Source organism: Methylomonas sp. LL1, assembly GCF_015711015.1.
Classification (GTDB): domain Bacteria; phylum Pseudomonadota; class Gammaproteobacteria; order Methylococcales; family Methylomonadaceae; genus Methylomonas.
In genome coordinates this window covers 2,643,697-2,665,275 of record NZ_CP064653.1, presented here as the reverse complement: position 1 = coordinate 2,665,275, position 21,579 = coordinate 2,643,697, and the positions used below count along the sequence as shown (strand labels likewise).

The 21,579-nt window shown below is 52.5% G+C and carries 20 protein-coding genes; 6 read left to right on the top strand and 14 right to left on the bottom strand.

Annotated elements, in window-relative coordinates; genetic code table 11:
* Window positions 1–31 precede the first annotated feature (31 nt).
* From IVG45_RS12375 to IVG45_RS12350, 6 genes are all read left to right on the top strand, one after another.
* Entirely contained in the window at window positions 32–1,783 is a 1,752-nt protein-coding gene (locus IVG45_RS12375; RefSeq protein WP_196434128.1) for a class I SAM-dependent DNA methyltransferase, read from the top strand.
* The gene (locus IVG45_RS12370) at window positions 1,780–2,829 is read left to right on the top strand and encodes a PDDEXK nuclease domain-containing protein (RefSeq protein ID WP_196434127.1); all 1,050 of its coding nucleotides are present in this window, start codon (window positions 1,780–1,782) and stop codon (window positions 2,827–2,829) included. Before IVG45_RS12375 ends, IVG45_RS12370 begins: the two co-directional genes overlap by 4 nt.
* Window positions 2,829–4,700 carry a restriction endonuclease subunit S gene (locus IVG45_RS12365; protein ID WP_196434126.1) on the top strand — a complete coding sequence of 624 codons (1,872 nt, stop codon included), beginning with the start codon at window positions 2,829–2,831 and terminating at the stop codon, window positions 4,698–4,700. Before IVG45_RS12370 ends, IVG45_RS12365 begins: the two co-directional genes overlap by 1 nt.
* Window positions 4,701–4,723: 23 nt before the next feature.
* Window positions 4,724–6,454 carry an AAA family ATPase gene (locus IVG45_RS12360; protein WP_230874571.1) on the top strand — a complete coding sequence of 577 codons (1,731 nt, stop codon included), beginning with the start codon at window positions 4,724–4,726 and terminating at the stop codon, window positions 6,452–6,454.
* Between the two features lie 23 nt (window positions 6,455–6,477).
* Window positions 6,478–7,308, top strand: a complete 831-nt coding sequence (locus tag IVG45_RS12355) for a hypothetical protein (protein WP_230874570.1) — start codon at window positions 6,478–6,480, stop codon at window positions 7,306–7,308.
* A gap of 107 nt (window positions 7,309–7,415) precedes the next feature.
* Entirely contained in the window at window positions 7,416–7,688 is a 273-nt protein-coding gene (locus tag IVG45_RS12350) for an HU family DNA-binding protein (RefSeq protein ID WP_196434124.1), read from the top strand.
* 14 nt (window positions 7,689–7,702) lie between these two features.
* Here IVG45_RS12350 and traN read toward each other — a convergent pair whose 3' ends face one another.
* The 14 genes from traN to traL all read right to left on the bottom strand — a co-directional run bounded on the left by traN (window position 7,703) and on the right by traL (window position 21,216).
* Window positions 7,703–10,486, bottom strand: coding sequence for a conjugal transfer mating pair stabilization protein TraN (gene traN, locus IVG45_RS12345; RefSeq protein WP_196434123.1), 2,784 nt, complete (start codon window positions 10,484–10,486; stop codon window positions 7,703–7,705).
* A complete protein-coding gene (locus tag IVG45_RS12340) occupies window positions 10,486–11,517 on the bottom strand; it encodes a TraU family protein (RefSeq protein WP_196434122.1) in 1,032 nt (343 codons plus the stop codon). The genes traN and IVG45_RS12340 overlap by 1 nt, the downstream gene beginning before the upstream one ends.
* A complete protein-coding gene (locus IVG45_RS12335) occupies window positions 11,514–12,662 on the bottom strand; it encodes a TrbC family F-type conjugative pilus assembly protein (RefSeq protein WP_230874569.1) in 1,149 nt (382 codons plus the stop codon). Before IVG45_RS12335 ends, IVG45_RS12340 begins: the two co-directional genes overlap by 4 nt.
* Window positions 12,663–12,702: 40 nt before the next feature.
* Window positions 12,703–13,260 (bottom strand): signal peptidase I, encoded by a 558-nt coding sequence (gene lepB, locus IVG45_RS12330; RefSeq protein WP_230874568.1) that lies wholly within the window; start codon window positions 13,258–13,260, stop codon window positions 12,703–12,705.
* Window positions 13,238–13,555, bottom strand: coding sequence for a hypothetical protein (locus IVG45_RS12325; protein WP_196434120.1), 318 nt, complete (start codon window positions 13,553–13,555; stop codon window positions 13,238–13,240). The genes lepB and IVG45_RS12325 overlap by 23 nt, the downstream gene beginning before the upstream one ends.
* Complete coding sequence (gene traC, locus IVG45_RS12320) at window positions 13,545–15,959, bottom strand: type IV secretion system protein TraC (RefSeq protein ID WP_196434119.1); 2,415 nt, start codon at window positions 15,957–15,959, stop codon at window positions 13,545–13,547. The genes IVG45_RS12325 and traC overlap by 11 nt, the downstream gene beginning before the upstream one ends.
* On the bottom strand, window positions 15,956–16,219 hold the full coding sequence (locus IVG45_RS12315; protein WP_230874567.1) for an RRXRR domain-containing protein: 264 nt from the start codon (window positions 16,217–16,219) through the stop codon (window positions 15,956–15,958). Before IVG45_RS12315 ends, traC begins: the two co-directional genes overlap by 4 nt.
* 7 nt (window positions 16,220–16,226) lie before the next feature.
* The gene (traA, locus tag IVG45_RS12310) at window positions 16,227–16,526 is read right to left on the bottom strand and encodes a TraA family conjugative transfer protein (protein WP_026601817.1); all 300 of its coding nucleotides are present in this window, start codon (window positions 16,524–16,526) and stop codon (window positions 16,227–16,229) included.
* A gap of 123 nt (window positions 16,527–16,649) precedes the next feature.
* Window positions 16,650–17,165, bottom strand: a complete 516-nt coding sequence (locus tag IVG45_RS12305) for a TraV family lipoprotein (protein ID WP_196434118.1) — start codon at window positions 17,163–17,165, stop codon at window positions 16,650–16,652.
* Window positions 17,162–17,968: a DsbC family protein gene (locus IVG45_RS12300; RefSeq protein ID WP_196434117.1), complete on the bottom strand. Its 807-nt coding sequence runs from the start codon at window positions 17,966–17,968 to the stop codon at window positions 17,162–17,164. Before IVG45_RS12300 ends, IVG45_RS12305 begins: the two co-directional genes overlap by 4 nt.
* Window positions 17,969–17,997: 29 nt before the next feature.
* The gene (locus tag IVG45_RS12295; protein ID WP_196434116.1) at window positions 17,998–19,368 is read right to left on the bottom strand and encodes a TraB/VirB10 family protein; all 1,371 of its coding nucleotides are present in this window, start codon (window positions 19,366–19,368) and stop codon (window positions 17,998–18,000) included.
* Window positions 19,368–20,258: a TraK domain-containing protein gene (locus tag IVG45_RS12290; protein WP_230874566.1), complete on the bottom strand. Its 891-nt coding sequence runs from the start codon at window positions 20,256–20,258 to the stop codon at window positions 19,368–19,370. The genes IVG45_RS12295 and IVG45_RS12290 overlap by 1 nt, the downstream gene beginning before the upstream one ends.
* An 80-nt stretch (window positions 20,259–20,338) precedes the next feature.
* Window positions 20,339–20,938: a TraE/TraK family type IV conjugative transfer system protein gene (locus tag IVG45_RS12285; RefSeq protein WP_196434114.1), complete on the bottom strand. Its 600-nt coding sequence runs from the start codon at window positions 20,936–20,938 to the stop codon at window positions 20,339–20,341.
* Window positions 20,935–21,216 carry a type IV conjugative transfer system protein TraL gene (traL, locus tag IVG45_RS12280; RefSeq protein ID WP_196434113.1) on the bottom strand — a complete coding sequence of 94 codons (282 nt, stop codon included), beginning with the start codon at window positions 21,214–21,216 and terminating at the stop codon, window positions 20,935–20,937. Before traL ends, IVG45_RS12285 begins: the two co-directional genes overlap by 4 nt.
* Between the last annotated feature and the right edge of the window lie 363 nt (window positions 21,217–21,579).

Here is a 21,579-nt window from a genome sequence, read left to right as displayed (position 1 = left end):
CGCCGACGTATTTCAACATAAGCACTAAAACATGAATCTAAGCAGTACCATCAAATCCATTCAGGACATCATGCGCAAGGACGACGGCGTCGACGGCGACGCGCAACGTATCGGCCAATTGACCTGGATGCTGTTTCTCAAAGTATTCGACCAACGCGAAGAAGAATGGGAAGACGACAATGCCGACTACCAATCGCCGTTGCCGGAAAATCTCCGTTGGCGCAATTGGGCTGCCTATAAAACCGATGACCAGGGCAAGAAGAAACCGCAAATCCAGGCCAGCGAACTGATCGCTTTCGTCAACAACCAACTGTTTCCCACGCTAAAGGAAATAGACGCGGCGGACGGCCCTACCCAAAAAGTCATCAAGCAGGTTTTCGAGGATTCCAACAATTACATGAAATCCGGCCCGCAAATGCTGGCCGTGATTGAAAAGCTGGAAGAAGCCATCAATTTCCACGACTTCAAAGCCCGTATCCACTTGGGCGATGTCTACGAGCAACTACTCAGCGACCTGCGTGGCGCCGGTAATGCCGGTGAGTTCTATACGCCTCGTGCCATCACGCAGTTCATGGTGCAAACGCTCAATCCCAACCTGGCGAAGCGCGAAACCGTGCTCGATCCGGCCTGCGGCACCGGTGGCTTTTTATCCGCCGCCATCGACCACTTTCTGCGCCAACTGAGCGATAAATCGGGTTCCGACGATAAACGCGCTATCGAGGAACTGATTCGGGGCATGGAAAAAAAGCAGCTGCCACATCTGCTGTGTACCACCAACATGTTGCTGCATGGTATTGAAGTACCCAGCCAAATTGAACGTCGCAACACCCTGGGTAGGGCTTGGAACGACTGGAGTGCCAACGAAAAAGTCGATTGTCTGGTCACCAATCCGCCGTTTGGCGGCTACGAAGACGACGGCGTGGGTTCCGATTATCCCGGCGATCTGAAAACCCGCGAAACCGCCGACATGTTTATGGCCTTGATCATCAAAAAGCTGTTGAAGGAAGACGGCCGCGCTGCCGTGGTATTGCCGGACGGCTTTATGTTTGGCGATGGCATCAAGGGCAAACTCAAAGAACTGCTGCTGAGCGAATGCAACCTGCATACCGTGATTCGCCTGCCCAAAGGCGTGTTTGCGCCGTACACCACCATCAAAACCAATCTGCTGTTTTTCAACAAAGGCAAGCCGACCGAAGCCATCTGGTTTTACGAACATCCGTATCCGACTGGCTACAAAAGCTATTCCAAAACCAAGCCGATCCGCCTGGAAGAATTTGAGGCCGAAAAAGCCTGGTGGGGTAAGGCGGACAACGACTTCGCCGACCGGATAGAAAGCGAGCAGGCCTGGAAAGTCGACTTTAAAACCTTGAAACAGCAAGCCGAAGCGGCCGCCAAGCCGCATTGGGACAAGGCCGAGGATTTGAATAATCAGGCCGCCGCGCTAGAAAACCAAGTCAGGGATTTGCGCACCTCGCTGACCGGCGTCAACGATGCCGACTATCGTAAAAAAGTGGAAGAGCAAATGGCCGGCTTGCGCGAACAAGCTGACGCTTTGCGACTGGCCGCACGCGATGCCCAGGCCGCCGGCGATCGTCTGTACTGGCCGATCTACAATCTGGATTTGAAAAATCCCAATACCGCAGCGGAAGAAAGCCACGATCCCGACGTACTGCTGGACAAATATAAAACTCTGCTCGGCGAAATCGAGGAAACCGAAAACCATTTAAAAAGCGAGCTGGCCGCCGCGTTGGCGCACCACTTTACCGCCGAGGCTGAAGTATGAAACCCATCGATCATGCGGACTCGCAAGCCCTGCTGACCGATATTCGCCAGCTGATAGGCCAAAGCCGCGCTCAGCTGGCTACCGCCGTCAACAGCGCGTTGACCCTGCTGTACTGGCACATCGGCCTGCGCATCCAGCGCGAAGTGCTCAAAGGCGAGCGCGCCGAATACGGCGAACAAATCGTTATTACCTTGGCCAAGCAGCTGGAAACCGACTATGGGCGCGGTTTTTCCAGCAAAAACCTGCGCCACATGCTGCGCTTTGCCGAGGTGTTTCCAACCGAAGAGATTGTCTACGCACTGAGTAGACAATTAAGCTGGACCCACCTGCGCAGCCTGATTTACATCGACGACCCGCTGAAACGCGAATTCTATATAGAAATGTGCCGAGCCGAACGTTGGAGCACCCGTACCCTACAAGGTCGGCTGGACTCCATGCTGTTCGAACGCACCGCGCTATCACGCCAACCCGATGAAGTATTGACCGCCGAATTGGCCGCGCTGCGCGAAACCGGCGAAATCATGCCCAATCTGCTGTTCAAAGACCCTTATGTGCTCGACTTTCTGGGCCTGCAAGATCGCTACCTGGAAAAAGACCTGGAAGACGCCATCCTGCGCGAACTGGAAAACTTCCTGCTGGAATTGGGTGCCGGTTTTACCTTTGTCGCTCGGCAAAAGCGCTTGCAGATCGACAACGACGATTTTTACATCGACCTGTTGTTCTACAACCGCCGCTTGAAACGCCTGGTCGCCATCGACCTGAAATTAGGCGATTTTAAAGCCGCCGACAAGGGCCAGATGGAGCTATACCTACGTTGGTTGGCGAAATATGAACAGGAGCCCGGCGAAGCCTCGCCGCTGGGCATCATTCTCTGTAGCGGCAAGAAGCAGGAACAAATCGAACTGCTGGAGCTGGATCAGACCGGCATCCACGTCGCCGAATATCTGACCGAACTGCCGCCTAAGGAAATTCTGCAACAAAAGCTGCATCAAGCCATCGCTCAGTCACGGCAGCGGTTGGAGAACCGCAGCGAGGAGATGGACTGATGGATGCCAAGCAGTTTTTGGCTGAGTTTGGGCATATTGCCAATGCGCCGGCGGGAGTCGCGCGGTTGCGGGAGCTAATATTGCACCTGGCGGTATCAGGCCTACTAACAGCCCAACAAGATACTGAAAATGCGCTTGAATTTCTAACCGAAATCCAGTTGCGTCGAGAAGCGCTTGGTAAACAGGGCGAAATACGAACTAATCGAAAAATTCGTAATGAACAATTCATAAGTCCGTGGCAAATTCCACCCAATTGGCTGTGGTGCCGGTTCGGCGAACTTTGTAGTTTTTCTGCAGGTCGGACACCATCTCGCAAGGAAAATAAATACTGGAATACAGGGGATTACCCATGGTTCTCTATTGCAGACCTTCAGCATGGCAAGATTGTTAGTACCACCAGCGAAACCTTATCAGAAGTAGCACGAGTTGAAGTTTTTAAAAGTGCGCCAATTCCAGCCGGATCACTACTAATGAGCTTTAAACTGACGATTGGCAAGTTGTGTATCCTGGGAATAGACGCATACCACAACGAAGCAATAATTACGATTGAGCCATTCGCAGCTGTTCTAAAAGAGTTTTTTTTCAAATGTTTGAATGGGTTTGATATTTCAGCAGGTAATAAGGCTGCAATCAAAGGCAATACTCTCAATCAAGATTCTATTTCTAATATCCTAATTGCGTTACCACCAAAGGAAGAGATTCCTCGCATCGTCGCTAAGGTCGATGAGCTGATGGCCTTGTGCGACGAGCTGGAACTCCAGCAGCAACAGCGCCGCAGCCTGCAAAACAATCTAAGGCTATCCATCCTGCAAGCTGTCGCCGCATCCACCAACCCGCGTGAGCTGCAAACCAACTGGACACGTCTTGCCGACAACTTCGGTCAGCTTTTACAAGCGCCGCAGGATGTCGCGGCTCTTCGAGATGCCATTTTTGATTTGGCGCTACGAGGGTGGCTTCTGCCAAATTCAACAATTAATGACACCAAGTCAGAGGATGAGCTGCCGCTACTTCCCGTTGGATGGGATTGGCAGACGCTTGGCGAACTTGCAGAGTACATCACCAGTGGTTCCAGAGGATGGAAGGGATATATATCAACATCAGGCGACGCATTCATCCGTTCGCAAGACATCAAACACGATGCTCTAATTTTTGAAAATCCAGCTTTTGTTTCATTGCCGGAGAAAGCAGAAGGTAAGCGTTCACTGGTACAACAAGGTGATTTATTGCTAACTATCACAGGTGGGAATGTCGGCAAATGTGCTCGTGTGCCGGCTCTTGGTTTTAATGCATACGTTAGTCAGCATGTAGCCCTAATTCGCATCAAAAAGCCTGAGCAAAGTGAATTCATTCATTTCTGGATGACGAATAGTTACGGTGGGCGAAAGTTTTTGTCTCGATATATCTATGGTGACAAACCAGGCCTCAACCTATCCCAAGTTGCAAGTGTTCCGGTGCCAGTACCGCCACCGGATGTGCTCGAAGAAATCGTCAGGCAATTAAAACACTATGGAATAATTTGCGACCAATTGCTTGAGAAGATCGAGAATTCATCAAAGATTGCTGAGCTATTTGCTGCTGCAAGTGTTTCAGCGATTTCAGGTATTCGCACCGAAGAAGAGGAACATCCCTTGAAAGCCCCCAAAACCGAACTGATCGCCCCATTGCGCCTGGGTACGCCGCCCAGCACCAAGGAACAAGCGCCACTGGCCGCGATACTCGCTCATCAAAACGGCGAGATGGCCGCCAAGGATTTATGGCAACGCTTCGGCGGCGAGATCGATGCCTTTTATGCCCAGTTGAAATTGGAAGTCGACAAAGGCTGGATACAGGAACCGGAAATGGCCAATATGCGCCAGCTGGAGACAGCCTGAATACGAGGCGAATGGAATAAGCCATGCACTTGCAAAGAATCAAGATCGGCAGCTTCAAAAACCTGAAGGATGTGGAAATCGCCTTCAGCGAGGTTTTCCAATCAGCTAACGGGGAAAGCGAAAAAACCATTCGCAGTCATGCCGTGATCGGTCAGAACGGTACCGGCAAATCCAACTTGATCGAAGCCATCATCACTCTGTTTAGGGATGTGGATTTGGACCGTGAAGCCGGTTTTGATTACGAGCTGGATTACAGCATTCGCGGGATTCAGGTGCAGCTGCAAGCCGATTTGGCGAAACAGAAACGGCCTTTTGTCTGGGTGGACGGCAAAAAGGAATCGCAAGGTTATTTGCTGGAGCACAAGGAACTGTTGCCTTCGCATATCTTTGCCTATTATTCGGGCCGCAACGAACGTTTGGAGGCGTTGTTTCAGGAGCATCAACGCCGATTCAATCGCCGCCAGGAGATTACCGCCGAGGAAGTGTTGCCGGAACAGTTGTTGCGCAATTTCACCGCCAGTGAGTCGGATATCCGGGTTATTGAGCAGCTGCGCAAGCGCGAGGACAGCAAAACCTTAAGGCAGTTTGGCGACGATAAGCTGCGCCGGCTGTTTTATTGCCGGGGCGGCCATAGCCAGTTGGTGTTGTTGGCATGTTTGCTGTCGGACGATCCGGTGTTTACCAAGGTGATGAATAACCTGCACATCGAATCGCTGGAGTCGGCCTTGTTCGTATTGAAACAGCCGCATCGCTTGCGCGGAGAGTTAAAGGACGACGATATTTTGGAAGGCGATCCGCGCTTTTGGTATGCGCGAGGCAATGTCGTTAGCGAGTTCCTCGACAAGTTGTGGCAAGTGGCCTGGGCGCCCATCGAGCATGAGGAAACTAAACTGATCGATTTCCGTGGCCGGCGGGAGCGTCAAAAGCAGCTTTACCTGTTCGTGCCCAGCAATGACAAACTTAAAGAGCTGGGTAATCTGATCGGTGGTTCCGATAGCTTCTTCCGCTATGCCGAAGGCGCTTATATCGGCGATTTGATCGAGGAAGTGCGTATCACGGTCAAGAAACGCGACGAACATGGCGGCAAGGTTAGCTTTACCCAGCTTTCCGAAGGTGAATTGCAAATTTTGACCGTGCTAGGTTTGATGCGGATTACCCAAGGTAGCGAAAGTCTGTTTCTGCTTGATGAGCCGGATACCCACCTGAACCCCATCTGGAAATTGCGCTATTTCGATGACATCGAAAGTGTACTTAAGCCGGTAAACGGCATTGCTGGTCAAGGCGAGTCGCAAATCATTATTACCACTCACGATCCCATGATGGTCGGCAGCCTGAAACGCGAGCAAGTCCATATCCTGCGTAAGCAAGGCAACAAGACGGTGGTCGATACACCGGATGTCGATCCGCAAGGCATGGGCGTAACGGGTTTGCTAAAAAGCGACCTGTTCGGCTTGTCGTCGACACTGGATGCGGAAACCGAACGGCGTTTGCATCGGCGCAATTATTTATTTTCCCTGGATGCGCTGCGAACGCAGGAAGAAAATGACGAACTCACTCGCCTGAGCGCCGAACTAGCCGATTTGGGGTTTTCCAATGCTGATTTTAAAGACCCTTATTACGCAATGTTTGTACGAAAGATGGCGCAGCACACCCGTTTTCATAAACCGGCATTGTCACCCGAGGAGCAAGCCGAACAGGATGTGATTGCCGATGAAATCATCAACGCCATTCTCAAAGAGGACGATGAGCAATGATATTTATCGATCTGGAAAATCGATTGCCGACCGATGCCAATATCCCCGATTGGACACCATGGTCAGAACAAAAATGGCAGGAATGGCTTGCAGAGTCTAATCGGCTGGTCGCGGAGATGGCCGCGCATCATGGTGCAGGAAACTTGCAAGATCGAAACATGTTGATCGATGACAACAGTCAGCACTGGGGCAAGCTTAAACCCTGGCTATTGGCGTTGTCCGGTGGCAAGTGCTGGTTTTCCGAAGCTCGGGATGTTTATTCACATCTGGATGTGGAGCATTTTCGCCCGAAAAAAGCAGCTAAATCCGCGGACGGTGAAGACAGAGACGGATATTGGTGGCTGGCGTTTGATTACATGAATTTTCGGGCTTGCGGCAATGTAGGGAATCGCAAAAAGGGCGGTTGGTTTCCGCTGAATGACGGATCTCTTTGTTCGTCGTTTGATAATCGGTGTGAAGAATCCGAAATTCAATATTTGCTGGATCCGATTGATTGCGGTGACGTCAACTTGCTGGCGTTTGATGAGGAAGGCAAGGCTATCGCCGCACCAGGAACATCCGAGTGGGAAAAATTGCGTGTGGCCGAAACGGTCAACCGGTTAAAGTTAAACGAGCATGAGCCTTTGACGGAAGCGCGTAGAAAGGTTTGGACTAAGGCTTCACGTTTGATCGAGCAGTACCAAAAAGCCAAATCACAATGCGGTAACGGTGGCAACCCCGTCGCAAAAGAGAAAGCCAAAAGTTGTCTTCTCCAAGTAAGAGATATGACCAGGCCCGATGCCGAGCTGTCGTCGGTTGCCAAGTGGTGCGTGTTGCTGCGAAACGATCCGCAGTTGGCTAGGTTGTTGTCATGAGATTAAACAGACCGCCAGCAGATTAAAGTAGAAGGGGCTCATGTTTACCGATACCATTAAATAAGATTAAATCATTACACGTTTTTTTAACCTCAAGGAATACCAAAATGAACAAATCCGACCTCATCGACGCCATCTCCAGCCACGCCAACCTAACCAAAGCCGATGCCGGCCGCGCATTGGATGGCATTACCCAATCTATACAATCAGCTCTCAAATCGGGTGATTCAGTAGCACTGGTGGGCTTTGGTACTTTTGAAGTGAAAGAGCGCGCCGAACGTACAGGTCGTAATCCCCAAACCGGCGAAGCAATCACGATAGCCGCCGCCAAACTGCCATCGTTCAAAGCCGGCAAAGGCTTGAAAGACGCCGTTCAGTAAGTTCTCGGCCGTATTTATTGCGGCCCCATGCCCCAGCCTTCCAATTCAGACTGCCGTTTGACTGTTGGGACGTCCAAATCGGTCATGCGGCCTTGTGTGCGGGTCAACGTATCTTGGCGCGTGGTCGTGGTGGCGCCGTATTTTTGTGGATTGAGTCTGCTGCCGGTACCGGTCAGTTGATCGAGATTCAGCATGGACGCAGCATTGGCGGCGGTCGGTAAATGCCCGGTCTGAGCCAGAATGCCCAACCACTCGTCCAGATTGACTTGAGTCCAATCGACCCGATCCAGATCCGAGACTTTAATCCCTGTACAGACAGGACTTTCAGGTGTACCAAAATCCATCCCCAATTGTGGTTTGATTTGCTCGTTGAGGATACGGGCCAGCGGTGAGTTGTAGCAGCAGTAACTTTCCTTTCTTACCAGACAAAGCCCTGCCACCTTGCTTTCACATACAGTACCCAAGTCGGTACAGACTTTAAGCTGCTTTTTCGCCGCCAGTTCGTACTCTTCTTGTTCGCAGGCGTATACGATCTGGATAATCATGATGATGATCATGACCACGGTATAAGCCGTCATCAAGGTACTGAGCATTTCACCTGCCACGGCTGCGCCGCCACCCAATTCAACGCCGCCGGATTCAGCAGCCGGCGTTAAATTGCCGGCCGAATCGAAAGCCGCTTGCCCGCCGGCACTGAACAAGGCATTACCCGCAGCCTCGCCAAAGATATTACCGATCCATTCCGCGACCGATTTCATCAGTTCGCCTTTCAGCGAGTCCAGCAAGCCTTGTGAGGCGACGTCGGATGTACTCAGCATATCGGTACCGACCAAGTCATTTACGCCCGAGGCAAAATCCGCCTGAAAACTATTCCAGGCATCGCCGGCCAGGGTAAACGGCGTGCGCATGGTTTCCCAGGCGCCACGGACGATGGAGGTGCTGTCCATGGTCATGACGGCATTATCCAATTGACTGGTGGCCAACAGTAAATCGATATAGCGTCCTAAGCCCATAGCACCCTCAGGCGTTTCGCAGCAATCCACCAAGCTGAGCGCGCCGCCGACCATTTTGCAACTGGCGGGTTTTCCTTGGAACACTTGGCAAGTGGTGGGATCTTTCTGTTGCAGATCGGCGTTGGCGTAGTCGCAATGCAAATCCATGGCCATTTGCTGCGCACTATTCAGTAATGCGACGGCTTTGCTGAAATCCTGACTCTGAGTGCGATTCACCGTGATGCAGTCTTCACCCATACAGCGCACCGGTCCGGCGCATTGCTGCTGGGTATTGCTTTGGATGCCGGGAATGCCAACCGATTGGCCGCAGTCATAGGTATCAATGCTATCCCAGCAGGTACCGGAGGCCAACACATCCAGGCATTGGCTTTTGATGAATGAACAGCCTTGAGTCTCAAAAGTGTCACAACTCCTGGCGGGAATACCGTTGGCAGGTGGCTCCAAGCAATGCGTGCCGGCCGTGTCGGTCCAGCATTGACCGTATTGGTTCAAATCACATTGCCCGGCGGCATCGATACGCATGCAAGTGTTGCGAATTCCGGTCGAACTGGCCACGGGTGCTTGGGCTAAATCGGAACCACAGACCATGACTTGCGAAGTCGAGTCGACATAACAACCGGTGGCATTGGCCGGGTCATTGCTACAACTCAACTGACTACCAGCCTGGCAGATGCCGTCGGTAATGGCATTGGCCAAATTCTGGCAATTCGGACCGCTCCAGCTCCATTGATCCTGGGTGATCAGTTTCGACAAATCATATCGGAGTCGTATCCTGGAATAACCTTCACCATTACCACCGACCATGGTTTCCTGTTTAAAGACTTTGTTGCCCGTGCTGTTGAAGGCATAGGTGACATCACGATTGGGATGATCGACCCAGCTATTACTCAGTTCGCAAGCGCCGCCCCAACCGGTCGAACCGGTGTAAATTAGATTGCCGCCATAATACACGCGAGCATGATCATCGAACTCGACGTCTTCCAGTGTGGCGCTGATGATGGCTTCCGGATGCAGGACGTTATAAGTCACTTCCCAATTGAATACGCCGCAACCGGCTGACCAGTAGTTGTCTCCAACGCGGCCAACATACAAATCCATGCAGCCGGATCCACAACTAGACATGCCACCGTTACCGGAGACAAAGCGGAGTAGGGTCTCTACGTTGACTTGATGCGTCGCCGTACAACTTTGCGGCACCGTCGGTTGGCGCAGACACAATTGATAGTCGGGGATACGGACCGAATGACTGGTCTCGGTTTGCGTGGTCACCGTGGTACAGTCCGAAAACGACTGCGCCCAGGGCGTGAAATTGGCAAAAACCTGATCGCCGGCATTCCAGACTGTATCGTTGTGTAAATCCGGATGCGACTGGTGGGCATTGTCGATCAAGGTCCGATAGGCTTCGCCGGTGAAACTGCTTTCGCCGTTCAAGGTGGTTTGGGCATTTAGCCCCGCTGCGAGCGTACCGGGATTGTTGCCATAGAGATTGGCAAAGTCGCTGGTCGATGTATTGGCGCTGTTTGTGTCCGGAAACAGTGTGCCGATCGAAATGGCGCTTTCCTGTGAAGTGCCTGGGTTCAACGTCAGCGTCCCGCTGCCGGTATCGAGCGGAAATTGAAAGCCGCCAACAAGCTGTTGTCCGGTCTGCTGACCCTCGCTAGCTGAATTTTGCATGGCATCCGCCCAAGACACTCCAAACGGCGTCCAGGCCATCGCCACGCACAAAATCGCAGACAGTGTCTGCGTAAACCGGCGCTGCGGTTCGAATAATGCCCAGAAACTCATCACAACCCCACGCAACAGTCCTGCCAGCGCCACAGGATGTAGAGATGATCCTCGCCCGGCCCCGGAAAGGTGCGGCCGGCACCCCATTTGAAAGTGGTTTCGCCGATGACATGATTGGACTCAGTTTCCGCGACCGGATAAAACATGCTCAGCCGGTATTGCGACTTGGGAATGAATGGATAAATTGTCCCACCGCACAAGGCGTCGTTGCCTGAGGTTTTCCAGGCCAGCCCCCGGCGATGCAAAGCCGCAGTGGCACGGGTGGCCAGCAAACTGGTAATCCGCGGGTCGGTGCCGTAGCTGGTAGGAGAAATACCTGAGAGTGGATACATATGGCCCCAAGCGCCGGCACACCAGAACAAGGCATCCAGGGGATTTCCAGTCGCGGCGGCTGCGGCATCGGCGACACAGGCCGATATCGCCACCGGGTTGGCGAACAACGCCGTTTCCGGACTGGTAAAGAATGCCAACAAATCGCTATTCCAGGTTGGGTCGAGTTCCGAGACATATAGCAAATCAAAGTCCCGATAGCCGTCGCTATTGCAACGGCCATCCCAGAACAGGTCCAGCATGATGGTCAGCGGAAAGGCGAAGTAGTGGTAATTGAAAAACGACATTTCGCTGGCATCGAAATCCGCCTTGCCGGTGGTGGCGATCAGTCGTACATTTGAGGCACTGATTTTATGTCCGCCCAGTGCCGGCGAACACCAGGGATTGCGCACGATCTCAATCAGCCGAGCAGGATTCCACAAGCCCACCGTCATGCCCAATTGTGGTATGCCCATCGGATCGGTGCAGAAGCAAAATTTCTCATCGGTGGCGATACTGGGTACATTACCGCCACCCAACGAAGCACCGGCCGCACGAATTGGAAACAGACAGCTCCAGCAAATATCCGTGACCAGCTTGCCAGACCAAAGCTCGGCATCGGCACACAGCGGATCGGTGGCGTTGGTTGTTGTGTCGGCATGAAGGTTGGTCACCAGTGCCATAAGCAGCCAAAAAGCCCAAGGGAAAATCAGGCAATTCATGACCGTTCTCCCACCGAAGCCGGCAGTTTTCGTTCGCGAACCACAAGACGATTGCCGGTCTGCTCGACCAGACTCGGTACGTGTTGTAATTGAAATCGGCTACGCACGTCTGGCGTCAACAAGTACACCGATGTATTCAGCGATGTTTCCAATGCTTTCAAGCCGTCCCAACCATCCTGACGCGACATAGACGTGGCCAGATACATCACGCGGGCTTTTTTGTCCTGGCATGACAATTGGCGAACCCATTGGACTTGAGCGGTTTCGGTGGCGTCAAACACAATCAGGCATAAGCCGAACGACATTTTGTCCAATGGATTGACAGTTTGTCCGGCCCGGACAATGAGCTGACCATTCGGCGCAGTCAGATTGCGCGGCGCGGTGATCGTCATATCGATTACTCGCTCACGATCTTCCAACGCGACTGGCAACACTTCGAATTTTTGCTGATCCCAGAAACGGGCAATGGCCTGTTGCTGCTTTTGCCGCCAATCGATCGCAGCCATCCGACGTTTGATTTCTTCGAGCAGATCGATTTCGGCGATGTCGTAGACATCGCCCAATCGGCCTAAATCGCCGCTAGTACCGGCTTTGAACTTGTCGTTTAGCCAGGTCAAACTGCTGACACCTTTCACCTGCAGCAATGCCTTGTCATGCGATTCGACGACGATGGCCGGCACAGACGTTACCGCCCATTTTTGAAAACGAACTGGATCGATGACGATGTTGGGTACGGGATCAATATCTTTCAGAAGTCGTTTCAGATCGGCAAACAGACCTGGTAGTTTTTGACCGGGTTTTGGGCCTCGAAACACCAACAACATATCGTCCTGTCCCGATGCCTCTTCGAATATGCCTTTCAATGCGGTATCGCCGAGCGAAAACGAAACGAACACCACTTTGAGCGGTTTGCCAGGATGAGGTGTTACCGTTTTGTCGAGTGGGTTTGAGGATGCTGAAATTGATTGCATGGCATTCGAGTTCTGTATCACCTCCAGGGCTTGCCGGTTTGCTTCCAACTGATAAGGATTGCCATTCAGCCACGCAGGCTTAGCTTGACCATCCAAGGCATTCAGAATTCGTTGCGATCTGGATAACCATTCCTCTTCCGCATTCACCGAGGCCACCAGTAATACGTTTGCCAAGCAAAAGAACACGACCTGACACGGGCGATTGGACAGGGATTCAAAATAGCGCATAAGCTCGCCCAATCACTTGGTGGTCATAGACATAGCCCCAATACCGCGAGTCAAAACTCTTATCCGTTTTGCCGGTCAACCAATAGGCGGCGGGTGGGATGGTTTCGTCACGTTTGAAACTCGACGCGGGTTTCTTGAGTTTTTCCGCTAACGGCAAACCCTCGATGATCAAGGAACCGTTGACCGTGGTTTGATGACTGTCGACCTGAACATGATCGCCGGTTACACCCGCTGCAATTTTGACGATGATCTGACCGTCCTTGAAATACGGCGACATGCGCTCGGCACGAAACGCCATCAGATCGCCGCGCCAGATGTCCTTGTTGTAGGTGTCGATCAGATAGATCCATTTGTCTGGTAAACAACGATCAACCTGATCATCGCCACCGATTAGAAAGCGTTGGCCAACGTAACGTTCGACGGCCAAGACGAAGAGTAATATCGGCAAGGCCTTGAGTAGGAACTTGCCGATAGGCTTTCTGTGGGATGTTTGACGTATCGTAATGGGTTTGTCCATCGCATCACCTTTGGGTTTGACGGACATAAACATCGTCAGGTGCCGTAACCACCGCCGTAGAATCGATCACCAGATAGCCCGCGTCACTGAGCTTTTTGGCCTGGCTTTGCCAGTCATCGACGATCTTGGTCATTTGGTCTTGGCTGGCGTTGGGCGGAATTGATCGAATCAATTTGGCCCGGTCCAGTACGAATACCGGTGTAACCAGATTCAGCCGTGCCAGTGGCTGCTGAAGTTGTTGATAAGCTGCAAACCACCCACCGATTCCACCCAAACAGGCAGCAATCAAAACAGTGCTGAGCCATTGCGATTTAGCGTCCATGGTTAAACTCCCGTGATTTCGGTTGGCGTGTGTCTGTTAATTGCTGAATGGCATCGCCCAGACTGAGTCCCTGTCTACGCAACTGCTTCAGTGCCTGAACATCTTCCGGCTTGGTCGAGAACAGAATGCGTTTGAACGGATCCACAATCAGGCGGCCGATGCCGGAGCCCATTTCGGTGATGAAGAAAATTTCCGAATAGGCGCCTGGCAGGGTGTGGACGGTTTTCAGGAGTTCATAGCCGCCATCCGACAACGGTAGGCGCCGATCCTGTTTCATGCCTTCGATGACTTCGGCCTTTTGACCGAGCAGATACATATTGGCCGAGTTCTCGACGATGGCTCGGCCGGCGGCATTGCGGTATAAATCGTTCACTGACTGGGTGATGGTGACTGCCGCACCGCCGTATTTACGAAACCGACGATAGCCATGTTCCATAAACTTGGCGACATCTCCTTCGGTGAGCAAATCCCAGGCTTCGTCGATGATGACGATCTTCGGGCGGTTGCGTTCGCCCAAATACATTTCCTGCTGGATTTGGTAGATCAGTTGCAGCAAAACGACTTGTTGCAGATGCTTGCGACCTTTGAGTTCTTCGAGTTCCAGTACGGTGAAGTCGTTGGCGAATTTGGCATTGTTACGGCCATTGAAGTAGCGACCGTATTCGCCTCGGGTGGTAAAGGGAAACAACTGCTCGCCGACATCCTTCAAACGCTGATCGGTTTCGGAACACAGTTGCTTGGCAATGTCATCGACCGACATGGACTGGGCTTTTTCGGTCCAGAGTTGCTTCAAAATCCGTTTTAGGCCGGCGGTTTGAAAGTCGGTTAATTTCTCGGTCGGTGCCGCCATCTGGCTGACCAATCCCGCTAACATGTCGGCTTCTTCCTCGAAGTTCTGCACGATCTCAAACGGATTCATGCAGATGCCCGAACCGTGGGTGAATTTGACGAAGTCGCCTTCCAGCACTTCGCAGAGGTTTTCATAGGAGCGGCCAACATCGATAGCCCAGATTTGCGCACCTTCGGTCAGATAGCTGACGATGATTTCGTTGGTCAGGAAGGATTTGCCTTTACCGGACTCGGCGGCGATACAGAGGTTGTAGTTGCCGGTGGTATCGAACAGCGACACGGCCATGTGTTCGCCGTTGCGCGAAACGAAATTCAACGTAGGGGTGCCGGTACCGGCCCAATCGCCGAACAGCGGTAATAAGGGAATGGCATGGCGAGTGGCCAAAGTACGGTAGCGTTTCAAATCTGCAATTGCCGACCGTTCGGGGCCAAACGGCAAACAGTTCAGGAAAAACGGCAGGCAGAAATATTTGTCTTCCAGCAGCTGAAATCCTAGTTCCCGAAAATACACCCGAGCATTCGAAACAGCTGCCGCCTCATCAGATTCATCGCAGAACAACAGCACCCCAAAATAACTGCGAATCGGTCGGTCGCCGTCGCCATAGGCTTCGAACAAGACGTCGAAATTGTGTTTACGCTGCACCAATACCGGTAAGAATCGAGCAATCGGCGTGTTGACCTGGTTGGTAATGAATTGCCGAACGCCTTCCTGTTTGCTGCGCGTCGATTCGGCATCGGGGTAATGTAGGGTCAGACTGATCAAGGCATTCTGGCGGATACCACGGGTACCGGACAAAATATCGCCCAGATAACTCTTGGCGCTGCCGAAGTAAAAATGGTCGGGCGTGCGTTTGGCGGACAGGGTTTTTACTCGTTTTGATCCGAGCCACACGCCTTTTTCATCCGTCTGTAAGGCATTGTCATAGTCGAGTAATTGGTCGCGGATCAGTTGGGTCGGATCACATTCCGGAACCACGCGATCTTTCCAACCGGCATCCGGCTGCCAGTTCAGTACGGTATTCAGCACCCGCACATATTGATCGGCGTCCAAAATCGAGGGATACAAGCCAATCGTCGATAAGGACTGCTGAGTGGCGAGTTGCAATTCGGTGGCGCGGCGGATTTCCGCTTCACTGGGTCTGGGGTTGGCGATGGGCAATTTTACCGTGACGATGACGTGACTGCGTCGCAGCCGAGCGCCTGAAATCGATTCCGGAGGTTTGGTGGTACCTTGCCGCAGAAAATCGATGCTGGCCCCTGTCATCGTTTTGTACGTCGGCTTTTGCTGTTTCAATCGCCGTGTTTGCATGATGGCCAGCGATTCTTCGATATCAGGTGAAGTCCACAGGCTGACTTGCAATAAAGTATCGGTCGGCCAGTCCTGATTCAGCAACACATTGACTCGAGCGGAAACGCTGGGATCGGCCCCAGTCAATGGCCGGCAGATAAAGCCAAAGCCCACGCTGGAATCCGCCAGCAAAAACAAATGGTGGTCGCAGTCATAAGCGAGGGTTGAAAAAAGCGTATCGGCAGTATGGATTCTGGACTGTTTCATGCCGATTCCTCCTCGGCGTATAACAAACGCATGGTTTCAGCCTGATTTTGCAGCAACAGTCTAATGGTGTAGGGATGCCGGCTGACGCGCACGGCGCGTTTCTTGCGCAGCAGTTCCCGCGCTCGCGCCGGATGGCACGGATTGATTGGTTTACCATCGGCGGCTTGAACGCGAACCGTGCGATCAGGCGTGTGTTCTGGGTTACGGCGGTTGCCCGCCGTCATCTCGGTAACGGGGTGTGGTCCGGTAATGTTGCTCATAACAACCTTATAGTGTCGCGGTGACAATATTGGTGATGATGGTCGGTGCCGCAAATAGACCCACGCCGCTGGCGATACCCAGCACGAAGCCCATGATGCTGCCGCGTACCACGCCAGCGACCAGACCGACAATCACGAAGACGATGGCGATGATCCGACCCAACAAACCTTCGACCCAACCGGTCAGCAAGGTCCAGACGTTGTTGAACTCGGTGCCGCCGGCACCGGCCATGGCGTCGGGCGCCAACAACACAAAAAACAAGGAAGCCAGGGCGACTAGAACCCCGGTTCGATAGGACACTTTCATACAAGACGACCTCATAGTTGAATGACGACAGTTACCCGTCCGATCTCGGAAGCTTGCTCCGGCTCAACATCAGCGGTCGCCCGCTAAGACTCGCCGATCCCGAAGGTAACGGCGGTGAAGAATTTAGTTTTTGGCGGCTGGGCTGTTCAACGTGGATGGCAAACCACGCGATTCCAAATCATCGTTATCCAATGCCTGATGTTTTTCAGGTGGCCGTTGTTCGACTTGCAGCGGAATGAGCGATGGACTCAGAGTCGGGGCCGACTTACCGATCATCCAGCGCCGAGGCTCCAGTTCGGTGTAGACATAGTTGGAGACCATCAGATCGCCTTCGGCATCTTCCCAAGGCGCAATCCAGATCCGCATGACTTGCGACGGGGTGCGAATCGGCGTGGGGTCATCGATCTTCGGTACGGGTTGTTGTAAGGGTGGGCTCGGCTGAAGTTGAGGTTCAATAGGCGTGTCCTGATCGACTGATGGTTCCGCCAAGGCAGGGTTAGTGACTTGATAGGCTTGTGTGGTCGATAAACACTGCGGTTCATCCGGCATGCCTTTGCAGCCGTACTGGGTTGCGCAGCCAGTGACAAGAACCAACATCAAGCTGGAAAGGAGTAATGGAAACGGGCAATAACGTTTCATGGTTTTTTCTCCACTTTCGTAGGTTCAAGAGCGGTTGCGGCGGGTACGGCATTGGGTTTGTTGGCCAACCAATCGAACAAGACTTCCGGCGCGCCACTATGTGTACGGCCATCTGGGGCAATCAGAAACGGCACCCCTTGCAAACCAAACAGCTTGGCGGTAACGATGGTTCTCTGTAACGGCTCTTTGTTACATTGCGTGGGTTGTTCGGTCGGTAACCCGGCGTAATCCTGTTTCAACAGTCGTTCGCGCACGGATTCCTTGGTTTTGACATCCGCTGAACCCAACTGACACGCCAGTTGCACGACGATGTTTTGCGATTCGGCACCGAGGATCGGCACCATCACCAGCTTGAAGGTGTATTTGTCCTGCAAGGTTTGCAGGTCTTTCATAACTTTGCCGCAATACGGGCAACGTGGGTCGATAAAGATCAATACCGATTCTTTACCATGCCCAATCGTTACCGGCCCCAAGTCATCGACGTTGAGTTTCATCCGCGACAGATCGATGCGATTGGCGATTTTGTCGATGTCAGGCAAATCCTTGATTTCCTGCTGGGTCCAGACATCCATTAGTTTACCGCCATAAAACGCAAAGCGACCATTACTGGAAATGAACACCGTTTGTGCGCCGGTCTTGACCATCTTCAATCCGCTGATCGGCAAATCCTGCATGCCGTCGATTTTGATCGATAACAAACTGGCGGCAATGTCAGATGCATCAGGTTTGGGTGGGGTGGTAGCTAATGCAGCTGAAGCCGATAAAAATAATGGAAGTAGTAAGCTGGTCTGGCGTAGGGTCATAAAATCATTCCGGATCTTAGGTTGAGGAATCAGCTAGCGGTTTTCAATTTCAATGCCGTGCCTTTCTGCACGATGAAATTGACTTGGCGGGTGGCGTCGACTTCGATGACCGGGTAAATCTCTTCGGCCATATCCATGTAAAAATGCGACAGCCGCTCCATCGCATAACCGGCACCTTTCAGTGCACCGCCTTCCATCGACTGCGAGGAAAAGGCACTTTGAAACGGAGTGGTACCAGCCAGGCTGCCTAGGCCGCCGGTCATCAACACCGGAATCTGATTGCGGCCAAAGGCATCGGAAAAGCCTCTCAGGAATCCGGCCATCATCGATTGCGCCAATAACGCGCCTTGTTTGGAAACGACTCGACCGCGCACCCCGTTTTTGCCATCTTCGCCGGTGGCATAAGCATTCATGGGTACTTCGATCACGCCACCGTCTTGGCGCACACAGGAAAAGGTCTCGCCACGAAAATAGGCGCGCTCGGCACTCAAGTCGCCGAAGCCGGCGGCCAACAGAAAGCACTCGCGGACATCGGCGTGAAAGCGGTTGGGCAGAATGGCTTCCTTCTTGATGCGGAACAGCACCGGCATTGGTTCTTTTTTTGCTTTTTTGCCGGTAGGTGCATCCAGGCCGTTCAATAACACGCCAGTCAGAATGCTACCTGCAGGGATGAATACGTCGTTGTGGGTAGAATGAGTGGCACTACTCTCGCCGGTTGCTTTGGCATCTGTAGTCGATTTAGACGATTTGTCTTCCTGTATCACGCGAATCTGCATCGCTGCAGGCGCTTGTGCATTGGCACCGGTTCGTCCGTCCGAGACACCGGCATTGCCAGTTGTAGGTGTAGGAATCGCCGCCTGTTCAAACACGCTGTTCAGATCTTCTTGAGCGGTATTTGGTCTAGTCGAGTTGTAACGGCGGCCAACAGAATTAGGTGACGGCGTATTGTTGCCAGGCAATGCATTAGGATCAACACTCTCTGTAGGCGGCGTTACTGTGGTTTTGTTTTTTAACGACTCGACTTCACCGCTAACAGCTTGGAGTTTAGCTTCATAGGCTTCCCGTTCGGCGCTAGTCCATTGCTTGAAACGCAGTTCGTCGGATTGCTGCTCGCGTTTTTGCTGTTCCTCAATCGCCGCTAACCGCCGTCCTTGCTCTTCGTTTTTTTGCAGCAGGTCGCGAAGCTGGGAGGAAATGCCGTCAATGCCTAATGAGCGCGGATCGCTGTCGGTCAGGATGTGCTGAATCGTCGCCTGTTTACTGGTGGGCTTGGCGATCTCTGGTGACACCGAGGCCAGGGCAATGATGGTTGCCAATAGCACGGTGCCGATACTGCCTACCGCAACATTGCGCTTGGCGGTAGGACTCAAACGTGACCACCAGTTGTCCATGCCGGCCATCAGGGTTGACTCCCATTGAGCAATGACGGTCTGAGCGTCGATGATTCTTCTGGAGCATGTCTGACCGCAACATAGAGTTCGGTAGATTCGTTCTGTCCCAGTACGACTTTGGGCCAGCTGGCAACAGCTAACACCTCGTCTTGGGTCGTTGCACAAGATCGCTCGTCAAACTCAATAGGCTCCATGCCGGTATTACGAGCCAGACCGACCAGTATCAACATGTCGTGACCTTCCAATACTTGACCGGTCTTAATCTGCACCCGTTCTTGCAAGCACTGAATATGTTCGCTCTTACTCGGATCGCGTAGGGAAAAGCCAGGCGGTGTCTTTTGCAGACCCAGGTCGCGGAACAGCTTTTTAATTTGGGCGATGTAAGCTTGTTCCTGATCACTGGTTGTGCCTGAAGACGTACTGGGCGATTGCAGTTTGCTCAACAGCTTGTAGCTGTCCTTGTCCAGACTGAGATGGATTTCCCGTGCTGGAATGCGTTTGGGGATCAAGGTCAGCGATAAGGCGATGTCCTGATTGTCGCCGGGGGTGATGTATAAGGTCACCGGCGTTTCGTCGGCGGTAGCGACGTAGACGATTTTGCCCTTGGTGCTAGTGGTCGCTTGGCTGGTCGTTGTGACTACGGGATGTTCGAACGGAGTGATCAATCGGTTCAAGTGGCCGACGGCAATCGGCATTAATTCGTTAATGCCAGGTTTGACTTGAATGTGTTGCGGAGCGACGGACGTTGTCGATGTGGCTGCCGCCTGTTGCTTGGCTGTCTGCAATACACTGGCATCCACCGGCGGTAGCTCGATGCCCAAATCCGTTTGCTGCCCAGCGGCCTCGCCTGCTGGTGGCAAAGGAGCTGCTACCGTGGTAACCGGCGGTAAAACGGTCACGGGTAATTCATCCGCAGATAAGGCAGTACTCACAGTCAGCAGTAACAAAAATGGTGGGAATGATCGTTTCATGGTTGAGCCTAGCGGGTTTGGCCTTGGGTCGCTTTCAAACGATCCAAGGTTCTGGGCGAATCGGGGTAGACATCGATAAACTCCAGTCGAGGCCGGTAGTTTTTGATGGCGATGATGAATTCGTAGGTGCGCGGTTTAATGTCCGGTTTGGAGCTTGGGCCTTGGCTTTTGAGTTCGCCGCTGACGAAGACCTTGTTGGTCTCGGCTTCGTAATCGACATGACGTGGAGTGAAGCTGATTGCCACCCGATCCATCTTGATGGCCTTGATTTGATCGGTCATGGCATCCAGGACGCTACGATAAATGTCCGGCGCCAACAAGGGCTCGATGGCCACCTTTAGAAAATCGGCATTGGCTGGGGTGGTGTTGCCGAGCAACTCTGCCATATACAAACCCCAGGACTCCTTGAACTCACTAGAGGCGCTACTACGCGTTACTTCAACTTCCTGGGTCAACGTAGGGGGCACCAAAATGATGCTGCGTTCGGTACGCCAAGCTGCCAGTGAGGTAATGACACAAATCACCAGTAAGCCGATGATAATGACTCGACTGAAACGGTTCTCGGTCTCGTGGCCATCCCAGGTCTGCAGGAAATCCGACAACTTCATGGCAGAAAGCGACGGATATAGGGATTAGGAATCGTCATTGCCTGGCTGGGCAGCAAACCTAACCAATACAAGGAATGTAAGGTATAGCCGTCGGGTCGGTTGTCACGAAAACGGCGGTAGAATTTAACCGCAATCAGTCCAATGGCTAATGCTGGAATGAAGTGGTCGATCAACATGCCGGTCAGTATGCAGACCATGAACGGTACAATCTCGTCGGCACTCCACAAAAGAATGTGGATCGGATCGTCGATGGATCGGGGGATAGCTACGGGTTCCATAATGACCTCCGGTTAGGATGGTCATTATTGTGAAGAGAATTTTCGGCAGGTCGTTTGCAGCTAATAGCGAATTTGCTATTAGCTGCAGAATTGTCTTATCTAACGATCAAATCATTCAGATCAAGAACATTAAGAACGGGGATTTCCAGATAGTGGTCGATATTGATGGCACTCGTATAGACAAGGTTTTGGTTGCACCAACGAACGGAAAGGGCGCGGCCACTCACTCGAATCCTTAGTGCCGAGGATAAGTTGCAATCAGGCTGATAAGTTTGTAACAAACAGAAAATAACATCAGAGGATGAAAGGACAGATGCCAGTAGTGTTGAACCCGAATCTACTGTCGATTACGATGTCTTTTGC